Below are 22,982 nucleotides of genomic sequence, written 5' to 3' on the forward strand. Positions count from 1 at the left end.
ATAACAATATTCAAACCACGACATGGCAACAATACAATATTATAAGCCCTATAACAACTTTAATCTTATACTATTCTTATTGGGTGCAGCAATAAAACTAATTAAATTAATATTATCTTCAAAGCCGTGGGTATAATTTTGTAGTAAAGAAAACATCTTTTTAGAAATAGCGTAATTATGACTAGAATTTAGTGAATTTGACTCACCGATATTTTTTATTTCCCTCATTAAAGCTACAAGATGATCAAATTTTAGCTCTATATTTTCATAGTCAATAATTACTTCGGAAAATCCTGCTTGCAATAATAGCGTTGGGACATGGTCAAAATGAATAAAGGGAGAAATATGAGGATAGTGTTTAAAATCACTTGCTGTTTCAGCATCTATTAAAGATTTACGTAAATTCTTTAAACTATTTCCTCCGACAAAATTACCGATAAAAATACCCTCAGGTTTTAAAAATGTTTTTATATTAGACAGAAAACTCTGCACATCATTTATCCAGTGTAACCCTAATGAATAAATAATTAAATCAAAAGAGTCTTTTGGAAATGCTAAATCTTCATCATCAATTAACAATTTGTGATTATACTCAAAAGAATCAAGCAATAAAGGCGACATATCTGTTACGGTAATATTGGCACTTCGATAAGCATTTTTTAGTAAGCTCGTAAGATAACCACACTTAGCCGATATTTCTAGAATATCCGACACATCCTTATCAATCATCCCTAATCGACTGATTATATCATTAGCTGCATGCTTGATAAATAAGCTGTTATTTATTCCCGCTACTGCATTATTTCGGTGATTTTTTAGCTTTAATCTGTTGAATATATAATTCTCTCATTTGTTGTTTAGAATTAAAGTCCTTAATTAGGTCTTCTATTCCTACAGTTTTTCCATCTTTATACTGGCTGATAATTCAAAGAATCATCTTTTAGCCAGCTATTCTGAATCAGTTTTCTCTGTCTTTTAGTGCGAATATCATCCCCTTTAACTCTATCTAATCCTTTAAAATTCTTCTGAATACCTACAACTATAGGTTTTGTATTGTGATTATTAGGCGATGAAGGTTCTAAACTCAACAGGCCTTTTTCTGAAGGATTTAAATCCGAAGTTAGACCCAAACGCTGTAAGTAGACAGGTTTTAGTTATTTATCATTACTAGAAACTTTTTTTCTTTCTACCGCTGAAACATTATTCTCGGTCTTATTGGATTCTCCTAGAGATTTATAACTACTTATACACCACAATACTAATATAAATTTCTCTAATATCAATCACTCTGTATCTTATTAATAGTTAATATAAATTAAATAACACATGAATCAAGTACTGAAATAAATTAATTATTTCTAAAGATATTATCATCGTATCTTTTTCTATAATATATTTTGTAATTCTCATTTCTTATATCATTACACCATTGGTCTTGTTGTTTTTTAATATAATAATTTAGAGAATTAGATTTACTTTTACTGGTTTGGAAATTATCTTCACAAAATTTTAAAAAACCTGATATTACAGTTTCGACTCCATTAGTCTCAGATTTTTTCTCAAGAAATTGCATAGAAAAATTAGTAGGATTGTTATGTTTTAAATAAAATTGCTTATATTTTTCATAAATTTTATTTTCTTTTTTTATTTGTTGTTCAGAGAAAGATAATTTTTCCTCTAATAATTTATGAATTTCGGTACAATCGCTCCAAGGTAATTCTATTGTTAACTGCTCTTCCTGATATTCAAAATTATCTTGAATATTGTTAAAATCGGCATTTGCATTTACAATACTTACTAATATTGAAAAACAAATTAATAGTTGTGATACGCAGTTCAACTTGAAAAAGAGCAAAGAATCCACGAGGCGACGAGCGGAGCGTATACTTAATATTTGAACACCGCAGAACTTGTCGGATGACGCAGCCAATTTTTTAAGTTCAACGAGTATATTCATAGAATTAATTAATTTTAGCAGGAACCGGTATCATAATACTACTTCTGTATCTTTTATTGCTACTAAAAAGTGATTTTTTGTGAACTTTATTATTATTTATCGGTATTGTATCTTCTAAAGCCATTTCATTATTATTCAGATAACTACGTAAGGAGGCTTTATAAAGAGCCATGTTACTTGCTATTTTAACTACATCTTGCTTATATTTAAACCCTAAAGAATGAGTGGCTGAGTGGTAATGTGCTATAGCTTTGTGCCAACTCCCTAGCTGATCATATTTTGAACGCAAGAATTTTGCTCCATAATGAACGTTATTATTTGGATCAAATGCCTGTTCAAGGGAATTAAACGCTCCTAAATGATGTCTTAAGTTAATCTGCATACATCCGACATCAATACTCTCTCGCCCTCTTATAAGCTCTATTCTAACAAAACTTACGGCTTCTCTTTTTGTGTTAAAATAATAGCCTTTTCCTTCAACGTTTACCGTCCAAGGCCATACTACTCTAATTTTATGGGTTGTATGTTTTTTTCCCGATTCTTTTAAAGCTATTGAATGCAACGTATTAGATGGGATATTAAATTTTTTTTCAAAGTAAGGAAAAAGCTTTGAACATTTAAAGGATTCAGCTATTTCAGGATCGGCAATAGCCGGATTTGAAAAAAAAAGAAAGGATAACAATAGGAGTAGTATAGTGTTAACATCATCCCTACACTCTTCTATGTCATTCCCGCTTCCGCGGGAATGACATAGGAAAATTTGGCACAATTCCCAAACCATACCGCCAACGCTAAAATAAACTTGAGTTACAATAAGATAAACCAATCTACCATAACTTATCTTATGAAGCAAGGGAAGTTATCAGATCAGAAACAAACAAGATTACTTATAAATCATTAGCATCAAAATTATCTTTAGTAATACCTAATGTTTCGAATATTTGTTCAAGTTTTATTACTACAGGCTCTAACTCAGCTGACTTTTTATTAAAGCTAAAGTTTGCTGATGTTAATGTTGCTTCATTTAAACTTGCAGTTCTAACTACACTAAATATTACGCCAACTTCTTTATAAGCAATTGATATGTATTATTAACATCTTCATTATTTCTATAATAATCACTACAATCATTTAGTATTACGTGAAATATTTCTGCTTTTAATGAATCGCTTTTAGTGACCGGTAAATTTTGAGAAAGTAAATCTAATATGTCCTTACCTTTTATAATAGCTTCATTATTATTGTTTGCTTCTTTTAAAACCTGCTATAAGGACAAAAAGCCTTGCCTTAACGCTATATTATCAATATTACTAATCAATTACTAGTTTCAATAAACTGTTTAATTTCGATAAGTATACTCTCTGTCGTCTCTAGTGGTTTTACTGTATCTTTTTTAATTTTTCAGCTAATTACTCTTTCACAAAATATATCCTTATTTAAATTAAAATCTTAAAAAACCATGGAATATGGATTCTGAATTTTTGAAAACGGGGATATATAGAATTTGTAACATTTTGTCAATAAAATATAAGGTTTGTGTATAGAAGTTATACATTATTTTTAAGAAAAAGGCAAATATCATCACTTCCATTATGAAGCAAAAAAAGTTATGATATTTAAGATTTGAAGACTTAATATAAATCAAGATCAGCATCTAAAGTATCGCCTAAAGAATCGACTTCATGATTGTTTAAATTACTTTCAGTAATTTCAAAATTTTTACTTCTAGAAAAGTTTTCTTCATACCATTTTATATATACTTCTGCTGCTATTTTTAATGGATTTAATGGTGCTCCACCAAACATAGAGCCTAATACTTGTAATAGATTACTGGTTCATTATGTTATTACTTTACAATATTATTTTAGCACTTTACTTGCTTTATCTAATATAGGCAGTAAATCTTCTATAAATTTTGCTAAATTTTGAAACTCATCTGACTCTACAAATAAAGACCTACTTAGAAAATTCAGAGAAGCATAATGACTATCTAATGATTTCGTAAGATTTCCTACTATGATGAGAAGTTCTTGTTTAATAAAGTGAGGCTTATTTAAAGCTTGATCTATTATCTCTGCATCTTCGGTTTCTAAGATTCTATTTATATGTTCTTCACTGATTACTATTGTGTAATTTTTTATTAACTTATTGATTTCATTAATACTTTCTTTAACATTAAACTCTACTCTATGAGAGCTAGTAGAGCTAGCGGTATTGGAACGAGTAGAAGGTTGTTCACCTTTGTATAAATACATTATCTTATTAATATGTATCAATAAAAATGTTTTTAATTGGTAATTGACCGATTAAATAAAAATGTTTATTATTAGTCCAAATTAAATGTAATTAAGTATGTTTTATGAAAGTCGTTAGCTCATTAAAATCACTAAAAAAACGTGATAAAGATTGTCAAATCGTCAAAAGAAGAGGCAAAATTTTTGTAATAAATAAAAAGAACAAAAGATTTAAAGCGAAACAAGGTTAATTGTTTCTAGATGGAATATGGCCGGTCACTCAAAGTTTAAAAATATTCAGCATCGTAAATGTGCTCAAGATAAAAAAAGAGCAAAAGTTTTCACTAAATTAATTCGTGAAATAGTTACTGCAGTTAAAACTGGCTCTTCTAATATCCCTGAAAATAATCCGCGCCTTAGAAATGCTTTAACCGCCGCACGCAGTCAAAATCTCCCAAAAGAAAGAATAGACAAAGCTATTAATAGTGCTGACGATGCTAATACTGAAAATTATACGGAAATTAGATATGAAGGTTATGCACCGAACGGTATTGCTATAATAGTTGAAGCTTTAACCGATAATAAAAACCGTACTGCTGCTGAAGTGCGTTCCAGTTTTACCAAATACGGTGGCAGCTTAGGTGAAACGGGTAGCGTTAATTATTTATTTAAACATTGCGGAGTTATTCAGTATCCAACAAACATAGCATCGAATGAAGATATTTTTGAGGCAGCTATAGAAGCCGGAGGGGATGATATCGTATCTGATGCAATATTCCATACAATCTGCACGGATATTGAAAATTTTTCTAAAGTTCTAGAATTTTTAACCGGTAAATACGGTATACCTGAAGACTCTTATATAGGCTGGATTCCATTAAATACAATAATTATAGATGATACGGAAAAAGCTGAAAAATTACTAAAGCTTGTAGAAGCTTTAGAAGAAAGCGACGATGTACAAAGAGTTTTCAGTAATTATGAATTCTCCGATGATGTTTACGAAATAATACAAGGAGAAGAATGACTTATAGCGATGCAAATTATCAAATAATTATTTTAGCAGCCGGTAAAGGGACTAGAATGGAGTCCGATTTACCAAAAGTAATGCATAAAGTCGGCGGAGTTCCAATGCTTGAAACGGTATTAAAGAATTCGCTTAACGTCACAAATGATGTAATTATAGTTTATTCAGAAGCACTTAAAAAACATTTAATGCCCTATGAAAATATGTGTCGTTTTGTACTGCAAGAAGAACCTAAAGGCACAGCTCATGCTACTTATGCAGTAATAGATTTAATTGATAAAAATAAAACAATATTAGTTTTATATGGTGATCATCCTCTTATTACTCCAAAACTTATGCATGAATTAATAGATTATTTAGGCCTTACTAATTCTGCATTAGTTACTTTAAGCTTTGAGAGAGCAAATCCGGCTCAATATGGAAGAATAGCTACTGATAGACATGGTGAATTTTTAGAGATAATTGAACATAAAAACGCAAGCGAAGAAGAAAAAAACATCACACTTTGTAATTCAGGTATTATGGCTTTCAGTAGCGGAATTTTAAATAAGTACTTACCTTTATTTGCTACTAATACTAACGGTAATAAGGAAATTTATTTAACTGAAATAGTAAAAATATGTAAAAATTACGGTGAAAAGGTTTCATATTTATTATCTACTGATAATGATTTAATTGTTGGTGTTAATACTCAACATGAGCTAGAAGAAGCTAATAATATTTTTTCTAAGAATAAGTCTTAGCGTTGCGGTATATGGATCGTTTTTATCGTCACTGCGAGGAAAAACTGTAAGTTTTGACTAAACAATCTCAGGATTTGTTATTATTGCCTGAGATTGCAGCACATCCTACGGCTGCATAGCTCATGACAATTCTTTGGTCATGTTGGCAACGTCTGGAGTCGCTCTCAATGCATTGCCCGCGCGTGTATACTGATGTTATTCCTGCGAATGCAGGAATCCGGCATGAAGCGAACTTTTAATTGCAAAAATTTGCTATATTTATACTTTTTTCTAGATTCCCGCTTTTAGCTAAGAATGACAAAAGAAAATTTACCGGTCCACGCAGCAATGCCCGCTCGCAATGATATTTTGGGTAAATTTCTGAGATAGTGCACATAACGCTAAAAATTTTGGAGAGATGGCCGAGCGGTTTAAGGCGCACGCCTGGAAAGCGTGTTCACGGCAACGTGTCGGGGGTTCGAATCCCCCTCTCTCCGCCAGCTCTAGAAAGCTCGCGGCTTCTTGTAGTTTATTGAACGGGCAAACCAAGATATAACCGAGGTCTTCGCCTCTCAAATTTAGGGTTATCAAACCTTTAAAAGTTTCGTACACATTTTTGATTACATTTATAAAGTCTAAAAGCTTTTACAAAGCTTTTTGTCTACTAATTACCTCATCTTGATAGTCTTTTAATCTCTATTTTTACTTGTATGATAAAAATAGTTGTATATTTATATATATTACTTTCTCTATTATAGTCGTAATTTTATAAGTGACAATTATATACCTAATAATCAATTAAGTTTTGGCTCATAAAGATTTATCACATTTAACAGCAGAACAAATCAAAGATTTAATAAAACGTTATTATAATTACGAAAAAATACCAGATGTATTAAAAGAATTTGAGATTAATGTATATCCTAGCATGTTAATTAAACTTTTTCCACCTGTAGTTTAGCACATAGGATACCATTATTATGTTCCTCCAGACAATTTAAATGAAGAAGAGTTAGCCCAAGAGCTAGAACTAGAACAAGCTCAAATAATTACTCTTACAAATTATAATTTTGATTAGTATGAAAGCATTGATAAAAAATTAAACTCTTTAGGTAAGTATATACCTTAGATGATACATTCTGATAGATAAGATCATAGAACTGGTATATTCCATTCACACGTTATTAGTGATTGGAAAACTATAATTCAAATTTCTGAAAAGTTTTTTAAATTACTGTGGGAAATATAATTTAGTCAATCTTACTACAACCTAATCTCTGCTTTTGCTAAATCTTTTAAAGTACGTGATCCAGTACATATCATGGTAATTTTAAGCTGCTCGATTATCAATTGTATCTCTTCGGACACTAAGTTTTCTGAAATATCTGCCGCTTTTAATAATTGACCAGCAAGTCCAAAAATACTAGCTCCCATACGAATTGCTTTTGCTCCGTCAATGCCGGACTTTAATCCGCCGCTCGCAATAATCGCAATGTTACCCGAAACTTCTCTCACCATTTTTAGAGAATCTAAAGTTGGGATTCCCCAGCTAATAAAACTACTAGCTATACGGTTTTGCAGTGAATTTGTAGCACGGTACGCCTCTACTTGACTCCAAGATGTTCCGCCGCTCCCTGCAATATCAAGAACCTCAACACCTACCTTTATGAGGCTTTCAGCAACTTTTTTAGACAAACCGTATCCTACTTCTTTAACGACTACAGGGACAGAGAGGTAATTAACCAATTCTTGTATCCTCGGTAAAAGATTTTCCCAATTTCTATTACCTTCCGGTTGAGTCAATTCCTGTAACACGTTTAAGTGTAAAATTAAGGCATCAGCTTTAACGACATCAACTAAATACTGACATTCTTTTGGTGTTACTCCATAATTAAGCTGCACTGCTCCGATATTGGCTAGTAATGGGATATCGGGAGCAATATGCCTTATGGCAAATGTCGTAATCGTATCCGGCTTCGTTAACAAAACCCGCATAGAGCCAAGCCCCATAGCAATTCCGGCTTTTTGGGCGACTTGTGCAAGCCTATAGTTAATATCGCGCGCTCTCGCCGTTCCTCCGGTCATACTAGAAATTAGAATAGGTGCTTGTAGGTATTTTCCGAGGAAAGTAGTACTAGTATCTATGATATCATAGTTAATTTCCGGTAATGCGTTGTGAATAAATTGAATAGATTCAAAACCGCTTTTAAGTGTAGATTCAACGTTTTTTGTAAGATTAATTTCAATATGGTCTTGCTTTCTTGCTATATCTAAATTCTGATCTTTCGGCATTTTCTCACTAATTCTTTTTTACAGTTAATCTATATCAATATCCATAGCTTTACAAAATATATTTAGTATTACCTTAAACAAGGTAATTTTATTGTCATTCCTGCAAATGCAGCCTTGTTGCAACCGCTTCTATAATTTTTGCAAACGGCGTAGCAGGTTTTTATAATGGCTCAACGATGTCGGAATATAGAAATCGTGGTCTTGCAAGTGATTTACATAGAGCTAGGTTTAAAATATTAAAAGAAATAGGGATAGATAATGCAATAATTCAAACTTCACCGATGGCAACATCACTTGCTAAAAAAATTAGGCTTCGAGAAATACACAGATTATAAGATATATTGCCAAAGTTAGTAAAAAATAATGCTTGATACACTTCTCAAATAACCAAAATTTTATATTGCTGAAACAGCTGATGAAAAAGCTTTATGCAATGCTGTGAGAAATAATGATGTAGACCAAGATCTCTCTCTTATTTCAAAATTAATTGAAGCAAATCAGTGTCAAAAATTTAATGGAGATCTTCGTAATCGTGATCCCGAGGAAACATATTATGAAGTATATTATCCGTTCCTTTCAGTAGCTGTTTTAAAACGTAATCTTACAATGCTTACAATATTGTTAGAATATGACTTTAAGCCACATGCTATATCATCAGCGCTAAATCCTGAAACTACTCCGTTAATAGAAGCATCTAGATGTGGACGAGTTGATATGGTTCTGAAACTTACCTCTATTCTTAATAAAGATGAATTAAATTATTACGATCATGATATAAAAAACTCAGCTTTATATTATGCAATACAAAATAATCTTAGGTTTGCTACATTTTCTATTAGTATCTTATTGTTGCCTAAAAACACTTTATGAACTTCGAATACATCTTCCAGACGCCCCAGTCCAGTGACAAGGTATCTATGCCTAGAGACGCTATACTGCATTTACGTAATAAATCGCCTGCTTCAGCAGGTACAGAAGGGAATAGATGATTATTGTGATATTTTTCACATTCAGTTCAAAATTTTTCCCAACCGGTTTTGATCAGTACGCATGAATTTTGGCTAATTGTAGAGTTATAACTTGCTTCAAAAGCTACAATATCTTCAGACGTTACGCTGTAACGTTCATGTGCTTGTGCTGTCCCGAAACACATTTTCATAACACGGAATTTATACTCACATTCGCAATCAGAGTAGTCTAAATGTAGATTGTGATAAAAACCGCAGCCTCCATTCCAAGTTGGAATGTTGCTATCAAGCGTATGTGTTAAGTCAATGAGTTTGTATGGGAATGTCATACAATCTTTTATCTAAGCTGTTTAAAATCTCAGACTACCAGCTATACCGGTGCAGTATATTAACTATTACAATATAATTTATTTATAACTGGAAACTCTTCAATTGTAGCTATTTCATATTTAATGTAATCATTTTTTACTCTTACATTATATTTAAAATAATATATATTATAAGTACAAAAACTAATAGAGAATAATATGACTGATAAAAATTTAAATACGGCAGTATCTTATTATACTTCTATGCGTGATAAGAAATTTGAGGAAATGGCAACATTCTTTCATCCTAATATTCATTTTATAGGACCATTATCAGTTATGGATGGTAAAGAATCAGTTGTAGAAGCTGCTAAAAATTTTGCTATGTTTTTTAAAATCGCACAATCAGCGAAAATTTTTCTTCTAATGATAAAATGATGCTAGCACTTGAATTTGACTGCCCGGAGCCCATTTCTGGCCATTCTATTATTCTTCCTATAATGGTACCCAAGCATTTTATTTTCATCTTCTGCAATTAGCATTATATAATCATCTTGTAATAATAATTCTTTAAACAATTTACTTTGTGATTCTTCAGCTCCATCTTGATATCGCCAAAATTGTGGCTGTGCTTTTATAGCCATGCCGTTTAGCGTAAGATAAAGAAATCATAGAAGAAATATCGTTATTATTAGCATCACGAATTAAAATATACTCTGTACCCATATATTTCTTACCATTCAATAACCTGTATTATCTTTAAATGCTCTGCTTTGTGCTTTATACTCTCCGACTTGTTTAAAACCAGCTTTACTATAAAAATGCGTAGCTCGTGGATCATTTTCATCAGGATCAATAAAGAAAGTATAGCTTAGTGGATCAATATGTTTGTAGTAAAATTTTATAACAGCTTCTAAAATAGAGCTAACAAGCCCTTTGCCTAAGAAGTTTTTGTTACCTATACTAAAATCAAGAGTTATTGTATGACCTGATTTAGACAAATATTTTCGTTGAATCTCTGATAAATCTTGATCCTTTTGAAGAATGTCCAACACAATGAAACACAACAGTGCATTATTTATAAAACCAATCTAATAATTAATTGTCCCGTAAAAATAATGCTGTTTTCTGCCGGTCATAAAATTCAAAATATCATTCTAATGTTCTTTACTATTGTCCTAAAATTCTTTTATATGAGTCTCTTCTAACCAATTAAAAACAATTTCTTTATGAGTTAAATTAGCCTTCTCGAAATGTATATTCATATATAATCTATAACATTGATAGATGTAGAAATAATATAATTAGTATATATAAAGCGCAAGGGGCAATCTGGCTTGAAAAACTACCTAAAATTGTAGCAGCATTAACTAGAGCATGGAATCTATTTAAACTTAAACCTATAGATAATTTATCTTTCAATTATGTTCTATCAGGGTATCAAAATAATAAGCCTACTATACTGAAACTAAGCTTTACTGCTAAAGAACTCACAAATGAAGTGGCAGCTTTAAAAGTTTTTTCCGTAGTGTTGCTATTTAGGATTTTGTCTTGTACTTTGTCTACAAAAAGTCACTGCATTGTTGTCCCGATTCTTACAGTATCAGCATTCATTTCTACGGCGTTTGAGGTGCGGGCTGTAATACCAACTAATTTAATTGCTGATAACTTTTGAAGAGTAAAAAGTTCTTAGTTTATCATATGTTTATTGTTTGAAGTGTTTATAAATTGAAATAGAAATAAGACATGGTGGAGCCAGAGGGAATCGAACCCTCGACCTCTTGAATGCCATTCAAGCACTCTACCAACTGAGCTATGACCCCAATAACAAATTAATTCCCTTATACTATAATAATAAAACTAAATCTATAAAATTTTTTTATAAAATTCTTTGAGCATTGCTAACTAAGTATAGATTAATTAGCACTTAACGTCTGAGCTACGGAAAAATTAAAAATTTTGATGAAGCAATCCGGTAAGAAAATATTAAAATTAGCACTTTTTATTATTGTTCTGGATTGCCACAGCCACTTCGTGGCTTCGTAATGACGAATCTATATTGAGTAGCAATACTAATTCTTTATTTTGCTGACATTGTCATAACATCTCTAGAAGAAATTATATTATCAATTATTCCAAATTTCTTTGCTTCTTCCGGTGACATGAAATTATCACGTTCCATACTTTTTTCGATATGTTTTAACTCTTGTCCAGTATGTTTACTATACAATTCGTTAAGTAACCTTTTGATTTTTAGAGTTTCTTGAGCATGGATTTCTATATCGGTAGCTTGCCCTTTATAACCTCCTGACGGTTGATGGATCATAATACGGCTATGAGGTAAACTATAACGCATCCCCTGCGTGCCTCCACAAAGTAAAAGTGAACCCATAGAACACGCTTGACCGATGCAAAGCGTTGCCACTTTAGGTTTTATATATTGCATTGTGTCATAAATCGCAAGACCTGCGGTTACAACTCCTCCAGGGGAATTGATATACATATATACATCTTTTTTAGGATTTTCTGCTTCAAGAAACAATAACTGTGCAACAATTAAGTTGGCCATATGATCTTCAACAGTGCTACATACAAAGATTATACGCTCTTTTAGCAATCTTGAATATATATCATAAGCACGCTCACCTCGAGAGGTTTGCTCAATTACTATCGGTACATACGACATTAATATTTTCTCCTTAGACTAATTATATGATATTTTGTCATTGCAAGCGCACGTGGTCTGCGTGGGTCTTGAAACTCGTCATTGCGAGGAAAAACTGTAAGTTTTGACGAAGCAATCTAGTCAAAAATTCTGTACATCAGAATTTTTTAATTATTTTTACTGGATTGCCACGCTCCCTACTGTCGGTCGCAATGACGAGTTTCTATATACACACGGGCAACTCCTGCTCTCAGTGGTGATTGCTTACTTCTTATCTTCTAGAGCATTAGCAAGTATATCTCCAATATTGGTGGTATTATCACTAGAACCATATTCTTTGAGAGCTTTTTGACGTTCTGCTATTTTATGAGCTTTTACCGATAATAAAATTCTACCGGTTGATTTATCGATCGAAACAACTTTTGCTTCTATTGCTTCATCTATTTTAAACATTTCAGGCTTCTGTTCGTCTTTTTCATCCGATAGTTCAGTTCTTTTAATAAAACCTGCTACTTTATTGTTTAATAGTACTTCGAGTCCATCATCTTTAACTTCTGTTATAAGGGCTTTAACTATTGTGCCTTTTTTATATTCGTCACTGATTTCGTGATATGGATTAGGTAATAATTGTTTTATACCTAAGCTAACTTGTTCTTTTTCAATATTAATGGATAGAACTTTACATTCTATTTCGTCACCTTTCTTGTATGATTTTAATAAATCTATTCCCTTATCTTCCCAGCTAATATCACCTTCATGAATCATACCGTCCATATTATTACCGAGTGCAACAAAAATACCGAAATCCGTAATATTTCTAATCGGTGCTTTAATTATAGTACCAACAGGATTATTTTCAGCGAACTTTATTAAAGGATTTTCTTGGCATTGTTTAATACTTAAAGACACACGATGCTTTTCAGTATCAACCTCTAAAACTACGAATTCTACTTCTTGCCCTATAGTTAGCGTTTTTCTAGGATGTTGATTAGATTTTAACCAACTAATTTCGCTTGCATGAACAAGCCCCTCAAGTCCGTCTTTTAATTCTATAAATACACCATAATCAGCAAAATTTGTAACTTTACCGATCATTTTTTTACCGACTGGGAATTCTTCTTTAAGTGCTTCCCATGGGTTAGAATCAAGTTGTTTTATACCAAGTGATATTCTTTTGGTTTTTTCATCAAACTTAATCACCATTACTTTAACCTTTTGGTTAAATTCTAATACTTCTGAAGGATGGTTAACTCTGCCCCAAGAAATATCGGTTAAATGTAATAAACCGTCAACACTTCCAAGATCGATAAACGCACCGTAATCAGTAATATTTTTTACGGTTCCTTCTAATACCATACCTTCTTTAATTTTAGCTAGCATCTCATCTCTAGCTTCGGAACGTGATTCTTCTAAGATAGCTCTCCGTGAAACTACTATATTACCAAGCTTTTTATCCATGCTTAAAATTTTAAACGGTTGCTTAATATTCATTATAGAAGTAGGATCTTTAATAGGTCTAACGTCAACTTGGCTTCCCGGTAAGAATGCTACTACACCGGATAAATCCACGGTAAAGCCTCCTTTCACACGACCGAAAATCGTACCGTCGACAAATTCACCCTTAGAACACATGATTTCTAGTTGTCCCCATAATTCTTCTTTAACTGCTTTTTCACGGCTCAATATCGTTCTGCCGTTACGTCCTTCAATTTTCTCGATGAAAACTTCAACTACGTCCCTCACTTCAGGTAAAGCTAGAAATTCACACTTAGGTATTCTACCTTCATTTTTTAACCCGACGTCAACAATAATCATATCGTTTTTTATTTCGATTACTTGACCTTTAACTACCGTTTTTTCTTTTATATGACTTGTATCAACGGTTTCAAGCATTTTGGAAAAATCTTCTTCAAATTTGTGATTAATTGCCGCAAGTTGTGGAACAAATCGTTGTTTTAGTTTTATTGACATATTATTCTCGTAATATTAGCTGAAGTGCTTAAGCTAATAAGATTTTTTAAATGGTTAATAAAATTGGATGCTGCTGCATGGCTCGGTTTTCAATCATTGCAATAAGAATTACGTAGTAATTCGACGAAGTAATCCAGTAAAGAATGCTAAAAATTAGCATTCTTTACTGGATTACCGCGTTCCTTTTAGTCACTCACAATGACGTTTCGTGTATCCATGCAACAACACCATAAAATCAAAGAAAATAACTTAGCACTTATTTCAAGCTATTTTATTCTTTATGTAATTTGTTACTTCTTCTACGACTTCCATAGCAGAAAGCTCTGAAGTATCAATAATTAAAGCATCTGAAGCCGGTAATAACGGTGCGGCTTTTCGCTCTTTATCTCTTTTATCTCGCAAAATTATTTGCCGTAAAATCTCATCGAGTATACATTTTTTTCCTTTTGCTTGCAACTGCTTATATCGTCTTTCAGCCCTAATTTGAGGATTTGCGGTGATAAAAATCTTTAAATCTGCTTCAGGTACAACAACAGTACCTATATCCCTACCCTCCATAATGATTCTTGGCGTTGTTTTTACTAGATTAATCAGATATTTATTTAGATTATTTCTAACTTCACTTATTACGGCGATTTGCGATGCCATATCGCCTATACTCTCATGCTCCAAGTCAAGATGACTATCGAGTTTTAATGCTTTAGATAACGCAATGACTGCATCCATATCAGTGACATCTATTTTTTGATTAATACAGTCAAAAGCAAGCTGCCTATACACAATACTTGACTGAAAATATTGAAGAGAAAATTTTTTTGCAAGTATTAAACCGATAGTCCCTTTACCTGAAGCAGCGGGACCGTCAAGAGCAATAGCAAAATTTTTAGCAAAATCAAAGGCTTTAGTTTTTAAATCCACCATAAATTATAGACTGAATAATAAAATATTATAAATAATGGAAATAAAGCTTGAAATCTAGTACATTATGAAATAGATATAGAGTTTAAAATTATTAGAGCCTATCAGTAATTAAAATTTATTTACTGATAGGCTCTAAGGGTGATTAGCTCAGTTGGTTAGAGCATTACGTTGACATCGTAAAGGTTAGAGGTTCGAGCCCTCTATCACCCACCACCTTAACTCCATGGTTTGCATAATCTACTAATTTTAGCTTCATACCACGTATGCTCACTATATGCTGCTTACATTTCACTTCTGATTGTGTAATCCATGATGATTGTGATAAAAATCCCACTATTTTCTACAATTTTATTGGTAATTTTATTCCACATGAATGGAGTAATCGCTCATCTCATAATGGTAAAACATTAAGTAAAACTGCAAGGCAACTACTATCTCTAATCTTCTTTCGCTTGCAAATCTACTATAACGATAGTATCAACGAACTTCAGGAAACCTATCATTTCTTTGAACAACACTTAAGGGGTTGTCAACGAAGAGTAAGACAATGTCTACTTGAACTAAAACAATCCGGGTTTATCAATCTTGCTACCTAAACCATTATTAAATATGGTATCAAGTGTCGTAGTATACAAAATTTTCCACTCTTCATCAGCAAGTATGACAGTACAAGGCAGATTTGGATTTGTTCTAGCTACTAAAGTAATGCACAATATTATACATGCAATTACACTCATTATTGTAAGAAAGTGGATTAATCTATCTACTGTTTGAAGTCTACATTCTTCAACTTTAAGACCAGATTTTAAAATTTTGTGAAAAATTTCTATTCTCCATCTTAAACACAATACCATTGTATTTTTTCTACTGCATCTTCAAAATTATTAATAGTTAAATTTGTCAACAACATCCAACTAATAGTTTCTTCATGCAAGGAAGGATATTTTACATAAATAGTACTCAATTTTAAATTATGTCACTTTCTGATTATACTTTTAACATGATTCTTTGGTGGATACAGCACAAAATTACTAAACTTTACTTCTAACACTACCGTTCTCTTAGCTTTATTATCACGAGCAGGAATATTTATTTGCATCGCTCCTAGACAAGGCGAGTAACTCATTAAATTCCACAATTTTTACCACTTTTCTCCGAATAAGTCGATTTCTTATGTACTTTTCTACTTTGACTTGCTCTTAACTATAAAGAAAGATTGATTAGCACAAGAAGCTTCAAATAAATCATAAATATCTGCGTCTCTATCACAAATAGTAATCATCTGAATATTCTTGAATCCTGAATGATTAGTAGAATTTTCCAGAGATATTATCCACCTTCTGATTTCTTTTTCCTCTATATGGAGAGCAGTATTATGGCTTCTTCTTTTTAACGCTTTTTGATCTTTATCTAAAAGAGGTCTAGAACTAATTGTTGATCCAATAATCCTAGAGCTAATCCTTCTGTTATAACTGCAAATGTTGTATGCATAACTAATCCACGGGTTTTAAAATTAGTTTTGTTAGATCTTATTCTTGCTGCTATAACCCCCTAGTCCTTTAGTCTTCATATGGTTCTTATATGTAATATAACTCGTATATTGAATAGCTAAAATAATTGGAGATTCTTTTGCTCTTTCAACTGTTTTAGTTATATGGCTATCTAATATATTTCTTTTAGAAATAGCATCGTTTTGAAAAAATCTATAAGCTGCTTTACTTTGATTCCAATCTTCAAATGCCTGATTTATTGAGCATTCAGGTGAATTAGCAACACTATCATCTATTTTTAAAAGTCTTGTACTTAATCTTTTATCACCAAAATTAATAATTCCAAATTCATGCTACGCCCAACTAAGATTTGAGATATTTAATTGTCCTTGTGTCATCTGTGCTCATTGTTTAATTTATACCAGTTCTACATAATTACTGAAATATCCATTTATCATTTTTTGATTTATGTGTAATAGTAAGCTACTGAACACAGCATTTATATTAATCATTATACTTGCAATACAGACTCTGAGATTTAATAAGTTTCATATATATTGTATAAATATATAAAGCAAATATGTTATTACCAGCCACATTAACTGAAGAAGTAATACAGTTAATTACTATATAAATACTTGTAATTAAACTACACATTTCAGAAGTAAATCCTAAGGTTTTTCTAATACTGGTAACATCACTAATATTGTTCCACCTAGCACTCCAGCACCTGAAAATTTTGTTAAAGTAAAATATATTGCAAATAATAAAAATTGTTGGTTTGAAATAGGGAAACCATAGAAATTTATTAACAATATAGCAATAATTGGTATGCAGATTGTATCACATACAATCTGTATATTCATAGTTGTTGGACATATAAAATTTGTGTAATTTTTATTACCAACATTTTTATTAACTGTGGTTAAGGTAAATGGTAAAGCATATGCACTTGACATATTAGAAAGAGCTACAACCATAGGTAAATAAGACTCTTGAAAATTTCTATTACTTTTTTAAAATTGAAATGTGATACTAGAAAAACATGAAATATTAGATAGATAATCGTAAATCAGATCATTGTTTAATCATTAGTTCTAAATTTTGTTCTAAAAGAGTATTAAAAAGCTTCTCATCCACAAGCTTTACTACATAACCAAATATAAAAAATGGCATCAGCGGTACAAAGAATTTATTCAAAAATATCATACAACATTTGTTAATAGTACTTACAGTGGATTTGACGATATGAAAACCAAAAATATTTAAGATAAAACCTATAATGAACCCACTAACAAGAGCGAGATCATTAGAAATTATTGGTCGTAAATTTAATACCCAAAGCGGCGTAAGATTATCTAATAATTGATTCACCTGATAAGTTGTTTGTGCTGGAACAATTATAGTACCAATGATACAACATAATATGACGTTTAGAAAATTTGACAGGCAAATACAACCAAACAATATCATTACAAATAATTTTGCCCCTTTGGGAATATTGCCAAGAGCAGAAGCTATTGAACTAGTAATTAGAAAAGGCAGCATAAATACTAGCAAGGTTCTTAAAAAAGTGCTAATTGTAAAAAAATTGTTTAGTTTGATAATTAAAGTATTGGGTAAAAAATATGTATACAATAATAACAAGAAAAATTTGAAATATAGTATTTTTAATAATTTTAAAACAGTTATTAATTATGAAAATAAACCCCTCTTTTTATAAGTTATTTATATAATATGCAATACAGATCTTATCTAATGCTGTCAATCAATTATAAGATAAAATAAAAAGTCAAGTTCTAACAATAGTTATAACATAGAGATATTTTACTACAGCATTTTTTAGTATTTTGGAACATTGACTAATTGTTGTACCAGTGTTAATACATCATCTATTAACAATATTTTTTGCCAGAGATCTGGTATTTTTTATTTAATATCAAACTACCAGATAGCTTTTCTCTCTCACTTTTTGGATAAATAAGCTTGAGACTTTGTCCATTTTGACTTAATCAATATATCAGGTACCACTTGCACCTTAAGTAATTTCCTGATTTCTATAGCTAGAAGGAACGGTGGATTATACATCTTAAATAATCTCTTAAATCTATTCATTAATGCCAATTAAGAGCTAAAAAGTATAGGATGTAGAATTACAGTATGGGATAGTTTGGAAGGAACCAGTCCATAATATATATGGTACTATATTGACTAAAATAAGAGTACAAATTATGGACTGGTAGAGAGATTTAATATCACTTTATGTGGAAATCAGCAAAACATATCATCAAAAGTGCATAGGATATTGCTATAGAATGTCAAATTATACAAATTTAGAATTTTCAGATGAAGAAATTATAATAATTTATATATGTACTGGTCTAAACTTTTTTCGGGTTGGAACGAAAACTTTTTCGTGTAGTGCTAAATTTTTTTTCGTTTTTACCTAAAGATTTATGATTATAAGGCTGTAAATTTTTTGCTAATTTCACACAGAGAGTATTAGGATACATAAAACAAAACACTATCCTCAAATTCCTACCCCATAAAAAAGTTGTAAGATGGATAGCTCAGTTTGGAGGAGTTTTAGCTCGTAACAATGATGTAGAACCAGGCCTATGACATTGTGAAATGGATAAAAAAGATGAGTTGATCTTGAAGAAGGATGGCATCTTGCACTTGCATAACTTATGAGTAATAAGTAAGGTTCTTTGGGAGGAAAGCACCAATATAGTGCCTACATACCAGCTCTGCTTTGTTTTATAACAAAGAGTACCCTCTTTACTTGCTGATCTTTAACATATTTTGCTTAATGGCAATTGTTTATTTTGATTGATGATATTAATTTCACTGATTTGGTTTGGTATGAGTATGTTCTCTTTTGATGATTTTTTTGAAATTCATGTATTCTGATTCTATAAAGCAATTTAAAGATTTTTAGCAATAATATATGATAACAGCTAAAATGTATGGCAAGAATATAGATCAGTTCCCTGGTTGTATGTCAATCAGTGATATTATGGATCAATAATACGGTAAAACTGGCATGTGGACCACTAATTTTTCTACAATTATTCTATCTATTGTGGTAGTAGCTATGCAAGCTACAGCTATGGGTTATTATTATGCATTATTGGCATAATGATATTTACTCCATGGGCTCATATTCAGGATATTCTATTTCAAGCTCTAAAGAACTTGATCATGTTACTTATCACAATGACACATGTTATAAAACAATGTTTCATTCAAGATGATATAATTTTTTGTTGGTGAACATACAACCATTTTAGAGTGTATAAGTACAATGGAAGCTGCTGTTGAATCAGGTGAACGTATAGCACAAGCTATTATAAAAAATGATTTCTATCTCCATGAATTAATGAGTTAACTTCTAAAATTTATTCAGCATTCATGATGGTGATAATAATCAAGAGTTAAAGCCACTGATATGGATAATATAATGAAACAAAGATTAAAATTAGAACAAAAAAAGGCTAAGATCGTTATAGAAGAAGCTAAAAGGAAAATTAGAGAAAGAAAAGCGCGCACTCGTTATTTAATTGCATTGCAAGGGTTAAGTTGTTAAAGCTAAACTTGAGATGGTATCAGACAGTTTGTGTCAGTTGTAACAATAGTTAAGAATAAAATGAATTAAAACAACTTAACATGAGACTAATATGAAAAATAAGAACAAAGTATCAAATCCAACTATAGAAAAAGTAGTATCAGACATACTATCACAAAGTGACCAATCTGAAATATTTGGCAACGGATGGATCTTTGAAGAATTAAAAAACAGCTGGTGAATAAGATCTTAGAGAAAGAAATGGAGTCTCATATAGGATATGAGAAGCATTCTAAAACTAAGACAGAGTCAGAATAATAGGCGAAATGGTCATTATGAAAAAAACATTTTAGATGAAGAAGATCGTAAATTAAGATTAGAAGTACCAAGAGATCGTGACGGAGAGTATGAACCTATACTTATTCCTAGGGGCGTTCGTAAATTTGAAGGATTTGATGCTAAAGCTGATATCATTATATGCACGAGGTATGACTACTAGAGAAATGCAGGACCATTTAGAAGAATTGTACTCTACCAAGAGGTATCTGCTGAGTTAATATCAAAGGTAACTGATGGTGTATTAGAGGATGTTAATGCTTGGAAAATAAGTCACTTGATAGTATCTATCCTATAATGTATTTAGATTTCATTTATGTGAAAGCAAGAGATAATCATGTAATAAATTAACAAGGCAGTTTATTTGTCTGTATGTGTGAATTTAGAAGGTAAAAAATAGCTTTTATGCATTTGGATAGGCAAAAAATGAAGGCGCTAAATTCTGGTTACAGATAGTAACAGAATTAAAGAACCGTGGAGTTGAATAAATATATGTTGTATGTGTTGATTGTTTAAAAGACTTTCATGAAGATATAAACAGTGTGTTCCCCAAAACGATAGTACATCTCTGTATAGTCCATATGATTAGGAATTCTGTACAGAGTTTTAGCAAAAAATTGGATAATAAATATCAAGTTATTTTTAATATAGGGCAGCGAAATTGGCCGGGTATAGCTCCTTTTTTTTTAGTTTCCCGGATGAAATCAGAAAAGTAATTTATACAACTAATGCTATTGAATCAATTAATCGTCAAATCAGAAAAATTATCAAGAATAAATGGGTGTTTCTAGATGATAAATCAATTCAAAAAATAATATTTTTAGCATTGACAAATGCTTCTAAGAAATGGACAATGCCAATTGAGAATTGGGCAATGGCTTTAAATCAATTTGCTATACTTTGTGATACTAATTTACAAAATTAGGCAAATGGAGAAATTCTACTTACACAAAGAATCTGACAGACTTGTGTAATCGATTAGAAATAGGTCATCATTAATAGTTTCACCTTCTTGCTCATCAATATACTGCTGTATCATTTCATCAGTAATATTACCTAAATTAACTGCCATATAACCTCTAGCCCAAAAATGATTGCCCCAATACTGCTTTCTCAAATAAGTAAATTCTTGCAATAATATTCTTGAGCTACTGCATTTTCAATACTGCACAAGTTTGCTAGGTGTTATTTGCGGTCTATACTAGATAAACATATGAACATGATCACAAGCTACTTTGCCTGAAATTATCTGTACTTCATGTTCCATACAAATACTCCTAAATAAATCTCTAGATCTCTCTTCGCTACCTTTCACGTTAATACACTCTTGCTATACTTTGGTACCCACATATTGTGTACTTTTAAATCATACTGGATATGGCTATTTTTTTCTATAACTTCTCATATCTCTTTATAAATTCGTCGCCAAGGCAACTTCATTATATCTTACATTCGACTAAAGGCGATTGATTGTTCATCCCAAATCGGCATATTAATTTTATTTTATTCATTTTGTTCTCATATTCATTTATGAACCTCTATATACAATAGATAATATGATAATTCAATTATTAATTATAATTTTTTATATTTTATTATTCAGAGAAACATAAGAACGCTCTATGTTTCTTGACAAATGCTATGCATTTATATATGCTTCTTCGTATGTTAGCAACGAGCAATAAGGCTTAGAAATAAGTACTTCGAGCTTAGCACCCGTAGCTCAATTGGATAGAGTGTATGACTACGGATCATAAGGTTGGGGGTTCGACTCCTCTCGGGTGCGCCATTCCTCATTTTTTAGTATTCCTACAAAAATATCACAAGACAGAATAGAGTTTATCTGCCAGTTGAGAGATTTCTTTTTGACTGATTGTTTAAAGCTTTCCGTTGTACCATACTATTGCACATTAATTTTATTTTTCTAATTCTGTATTTCTATTTTAGAATTACTAATAAATAACTAAATTTTTAATATCTTTCAACTTATATTTGATTTTTATGCGATTATACTGATAATCTCTTCTAATTATATTTAAGTAATTAAGTTAGATATGGTTTGAGAATTGTACGAGATTTTGAATGTTGTAGTTAATGGAAAATAAGGTCATCATAATTTTGCCTCTGTCATCCCGTGGCCTGACAACAGTATCCAGTTAAAAATACTAAAATTATTAGTATTTTTTATCGTTTTTATGGACCAAGTGATCAAACGCACTAGGTGACACAGTAGGTTTGATCTGTCTACGTAACAATGCCTTGCGAACAGAAAAGCGACGTGGCAATCTAGGAAATAATGAAAATTTTCTGATTTACAGAATTTTTAGCTGGATTGCTTCGTCAAAACTTACAGTTTTTCCTCGCAATGACGACATTCAGTATCCACACAGGAACGACATAAAATAAAAATTGTCCGATACTATGACTAAATAGTTACTAATAGTATTTAAAGTTAAAAAATGATTCTGTTATTATAATTCATAGTAATGGATATCTAATATTCGCAAAAAACCAACTGTAAAA

At 31.3% G+C, this 22,982-nt stretch carries 27 protein-coding genes, 4 tRNA genes and 4 pseudogenes; 18 read left to right on the forward strand and 17 right to left on the reverse strand.

Translation table 11 applies throughout. The features are described from left to right. Window positions 1–48: 48 nt before the first annotated feature. From A1C_RS03705 to A1C_RS08655, 6 genes are all read right to left on the reverse strand, one after another. Window positions 49–768, reverse strand: a complete 720-nt coding sequence (locus A1C_RS03705; protein WP_269479063.1) for a methyltransferase domain-containing protein — start codon at window positions 766–768, stop codon at window positions 49–51. 140 nt (window positions 769–908) lie between these two features. Further along, window positions 909–1,130 carry a hypothetical protein gene (locus A1C_RS08650; protein ID WP_012149733.1) on the reverse strand — a complete coding sequence of 74 codons (222 nt, stop codon included), beginning with the start codon at window positions 1,128–1,130 and terminating at the stop codon, window positions 909–911. Window positions 1,131–1,348: 218 nt separating this feature from the next. Then, window positions 1,349–1,840, reverse strand: coding sequence for a DUF2532 domain-containing protein (locus tag A1C_RS03715; protein WP_041816843.1), 492 nt, complete (start codon window positions 1,838–1,840; stop codon window positions 1,349–1,351). 121 nt (window positions 1,841–1,961) lie between these two features. Further along, window positions 1,962–2,738: a lytic transglycosylase domain-containing protein gene (locus A1C_RS03720; RefSeq protein WP_232279134.1), complete on the reverse strand. Its 777-nt coding sequence runs from the start codon at window positions 2,736–2,738 to the stop codon at window positions 1,962–1,964. Between the two features lie 850 nt (window positions 2,739–3,588). Next, window positions 3,589–3,762, reverse strand: a complete 174-nt coding sequence (locus A1C_RS03725; RefSeq protein ID WP_012149736.1) for a hypothetical protein — start codon at window positions 3,760–3,762, stop codon at window positions 3,589–3,591. Between the two features lie 54 nt (window positions 3,763–3,816). Further along, the gene (locus A1C_RS08655; protein ID WP_012149737.1) at window positions 3,817–4,212 is read right to left on the reverse strand and encodes a hypothetical protein; all 396 of its coding nucleotides are present in this window, start codon (window positions 4,210–4,212) and stop codon (window positions 3,817–3,819) included. Between the two features lie 104 nt (window positions 4,213–4,316). Here A1C_RS08655 and ykgO point away from each other — a divergent pair, with 104 nt between their 5' ends. From ykgO to A1C_RS08135, 5 genes are all read left to right on the forward strand, one after another. Continuing rightward, the gene (ykgO, locus tag A1C_RS03730; RefSeq protein WP_004998227.1) at window positions 4,317–4,442 is read left to right on the forward strand and encodes a type B 50S ribosomal protein L36; all 126 of its coding nucleotides are present in this window, start codon (window positions 4,317–4,319) and stop codon (window positions 4,440–4,442) included. 17 nt (window positions 4,443–4,459) lie between these two features. After that, a complete protein-coding gene (locus A1C_RS03735) occupies window positions 4,460–5,218 on the forward strand; it encodes a YebC/PmpR family DNA-binding transcriptional regulator (RefSeq protein WP_012149738.1) in 759 nt (252 codons plus the stop codon). After that, on the forward strand, window positions 5,215–5,961 hold the full coding sequence (locus tag A1C_RS03740) for a sugar phosphate nucleotidyltransferase (RefSeq protein ID WP_012149739.1): 747 nt from the start codon (window positions 5,215–5,217) through the stop codon (window positions 5,959–5,961). Before A1C_RS03735 ends, A1C_RS03740 begins: the two co-directional genes overlap by 4 nt. A 391-nt stretch (window positions 5,962–6,352) precedes the next feature. After that, window positions 6,353–6,440: transfer RNA gene (locus A1C_RS03745), tRNA-Ser, on the forward strand. Window positions 6,441–6,745: 305 nt separating this feature from the next. Then, a complete protein-coding gene (locus tag A1C_RS08135; RefSeq protein WP_012149740.1) occupies window positions 6,746–6,901 on the forward strand; it encodes a hypothetical protein in 156 nt (51 codons plus the stop codon). A gap of 302 nt (window positions 6,902–7,203) precedes the next feature. On the opposite strand, the gene fni is transcribed toward A1C_RS08135, so the two are convergent. After that, a complete protein-coding gene (gene fni / locus A1C_RS03755; protein ID WP_012149741.1) occupies window positions 7,204–8,232 on the reverse strand; it encodes a type 2 isopentenyl-diphosphate Delta-isomerase in 1,029 nt (342 codons plus the stop codon). 176 nt (window positions 8,233–8,408) lie between these two features. Here fni and A1C_RS03760 point away from each other — a divergent pair, with 176 nt between their 5' ends. Further along, complete coding sequence (locus A1C_RS03760; RefSeq protein WP_012149742.1) at window positions 8,409–8,567, forward strand: hypothetical protein; 159 nt, start codon at window positions 8,409–8,411, stop codon at window positions 8,565–8,567. 103 nt (window positions 8,568–8,670) lie between these two features. Continuing rightward, complete coding sequence (locus tag A1C_RS03765; RefSeq protein WP_012149743.1) at window positions 8,671–9,102, forward strand: ankyrin repeat domain-containing protein; 432 nt, start codon at window positions 8,671–8,673, stop codon at window positions 9,100–9,102. Window positions 9,103–9,247: 145 nt separating this feature from the next. Here the strand turns inward: A1C_RS03765 and A1C_RS08140 are convergent, their stop codons facing one another. Then, window positions 9,248–9,529, reverse strand: coding sequence for a cyclase family protein (locus A1C_RS08140; protein ID WP_198282958.1), 282 nt, complete (start codon window positions 9,527–9,529; stop codon window positions 9,248–9,250). Window positions 9,530–9,727: 198 nt separating this feature from the next. Here A1C_RS08140 and A1C_RS03770 point away from each other — a divergent pair, with 198 nt between their 5' ends. Then, complete coding sequence (locus tag A1C_RS03770; protein WP_012149746.1) at window positions 9,728–9,946, forward strand: nuclear transport factor 2 family protein; 219 nt, start codon at window positions 9,728–9,730, stop codon at window positions 9,944–9,946. Window positions 9,947–10,248: 302 nt separating this feature from the next. Here the strand turns inward: A1C_RS03770 and A1C_RS08145 are convergent, their stop codons facing one another. The 5 genes from A1C_RS08145 to cmk form a co-directional block, all read right to left on the reverse strand. Beyond that, a complete protein-coding gene (locus tag A1C_RS08145) occupies window positions 10,249–10,563 on the reverse strand; it encodes a GNAT family N-acetyltransferase (protein WP_012149748.1) in 315 nt (104 codons plus the stop codon). A 692-nt stretch (window positions 10,564–11,255) separates the two neighbouring features. Next, window positions 11,256–11,331, reverse strand: a tRNA-Ala gene (locus A1C_RS03785). Between the two features lie 257 nt (window positions 11,332–11,588). After that, on the reverse strand, window positions 11,589–12,194 hold the full coding sequence (clpP, locus tag A1C_RS03790; RefSeq protein WP_012149749.1) for an ATP-dependent Clp endopeptidase proteolytic subunit ClpP: 606 nt from the start codon (window positions 12,192–12,194) through the stop codon (window positions 11,589–11,591). Between the two features lie 243 nt (window positions 12,195–12,437). Next, window positions 12,438–14,144, reverse strand: coding sequence for a 30S ribosomal protein S1 (locus A1C_RS03795; RefSeq protein ID WP_012149750.1), 1,707 nt, complete (start codon window positions 14,142–14,144; stop codon window positions 12,438–12,440). Between the two features lie 261 nt (window positions 14,145–14,405). After that, window positions 14,406–15,065: a (d)CMP kinase gene (gene cmk / locus A1C_RS03800; protein ID WP_012149751.1), complete on the reverse strand. Its 660-nt coding sequence runs from the start codon at window positions 15,063–15,065 to the stop codon at window positions 14,406–14,408. A gap of 136 nt (window positions 15,066–15,201) precedes the next feature. Here cmk and A1C_RS03805 point away from each other — a divergent pair. Both A1C_RS03805 and A1C_RS09280 read left to right on the forward strand, forming a co-directional pair. Continuing rightward, window positions 15,202–15,278, forward strand: a tRNA-Val gene (locus A1C_RS03805). 50 nt (window positions 15,279–15,328) lie between these two features. Further along, a pseudogene (locus A1C_RS09280) lies at window positions 15,329–15,658 on the forward strand (hypothetical protein); the annotation flags it as partial. A 33-nt stretch (window positions 15,659–15,691) separates the two neighbouring features. Here the strand turns inward: A1C_RS09280 and A1C_RS08660 are convergent. The 3 genes and pseudogenes from A1C_RS08660 to A1C_RS03820 all read right to left on the reverse strand — a co-directional run. Further along, window positions 15,692–16,896 (reverse strand): annotated as a pseudogene (locus A1C_RS08660) (IS4 family transposase); the annotation flags it as partial. Window positions 16,897–17,226: 330 nt separating this feature from the next. Then, the gene (locus A1C_RS03815; RefSeq protein WP_012149754.1) at window positions 17,227–17,535 is read right to left on the reverse strand and encodes a cation:dicarboxylate symporter family transporter; all 309 of its coding nucleotides are present in this window, start codon (window positions 17,533–17,535) and stop codon (window positions 17,227–17,229) included. 97 nt (window positions 17,536–17,632) lie between these two features. Next, window positions 17,633–17,929 carry a hypothetical protein gene (locus tag A1C_RS03820; RefSeq protein ID WP_012149755.1) on the reverse strand — a complete coding sequence of 99 codons (297 nt, stop codon included), beginning with the start codon at window positions 17,927–17,929 and terminating at the stop codon, window positions 17,633–17,635. 52 nt (window positions 17,930–17,981) lie between these two features. On the opposite strand from A1C_RS03820, the gene A1C_RS03825 reads away from it, so the two are divergent. The 7 genes and pseudogenes from A1C_RS03825 (at window position 17,982) to A1C_RS09550 (ending at window position 21,384) form a co-directional block, all read left to right on the forward strand. Beyond that, on the forward strand, window positions 17,982–18,278 hold the full coding sequence (locus tag A1C_RS03825; RefSeq protein WP_041816779.1) for a hypothetical protein: 297 nt from the start codon (window positions 17,982–17,984) through the stop codon (window positions 18,276–18,278). 1,728 nt (window positions 18,279–20,006) lie between these two features. Further along, window positions 20,007–20,157: pseudogene (traD, locus tag A1C_RS08665) on the forward strand (conjugal transfer protein TraD); the annotation flags it as partial. Between the two features lie 78 nt (window positions 20,158–20,235). Next, a complete protein-coding gene (locus A1C_RS09530) occupies window positions 20,236–20,364 on the forward strand; it encodes a hypothetical protein (RefSeq protein ID WP_012149762.1) in 129 nt (42 codons plus the stop codon). 39 nt (window positions 20,365–20,403) lie between these two features. Then, window positions 20,404–20,622 (forward strand): transposase, encoded by a 219-nt coding sequence (locus A1C_RS09535; RefSeq protein ID WP_012149763.1) that lies wholly within the window; start codon window positions 20,404–20,406, stop codon window positions 20,620–20,622. Further along, complete coding sequence (locus tag A1C_RS09540) at window positions 20,612–20,680, forward strand: hypothetical protein (protein ID WP_408635247.1); 69 nt, start codon at window positions 20,612–20,614, stop codon at window positions 20,678–20,680. The genes A1C_RS09535 and A1C_RS09540 overlap by 11 nt, the downstream gene beginning before the upstream one ends. 267 nt (window positions 20,681–20,947) lie before the next feature. Further along, window positions 20,948–21,175, forward strand: coding sequence for a transposase (locus A1C_RS09545; protein ID WP_408635248.1), 228 nt, complete (start codon window positions 20,948–20,950; stop codon window positions 21,173–21,175). Next, window positions 21,121–21,384: a transposase gene (locus tag A1C_RS09550; protein WP_012149764.1), complete on the forward strand. Its 264-nt coding sequence runs from the start codon at window positions 21,121–21,123 to the stop codon at window positions 21,382–21,384. Before A1C_RS09545 ends, A1C_RS09550 begins: the two co-directional genes overlap by 55 nt. A 15-nt stretch (window positions 21,385–21,399) precedes the next feature. Here A1C_RS09550 and tnpA read toward each other — a convergent pair. Beyond that, a pseudogene (gene tnpA, locus A1C_RS07030) lies at window positions 21,400–21,864 on the reverse strand (IS200/IS605 family transposase). A gap of 307 nt (window positions 21,865–22,171) precedes the next feature. Here tnpA and A1C_RS03850 point away from each other — a divergent pair. Continuing rightward, a tRNA-Arg gene (locus tag A1C_RS03850) sits at window positions 22,172–22,248 on the forward strand. The last annotated feature ends 734 nt before the right edge of the window (window positions 22,249–22,982 follow it).

Origin of the sequence: Rickettsia akari str. Hartford (genome assembly GCF_000018205.1) — a bacterium.
Taxonomy (GTDB): Bacteria; Pseudomonadota; Alphaproteobacteria; order Rickettsiales; family Rickettsiaceae; genus Rickettsia; species Rickettsia akari.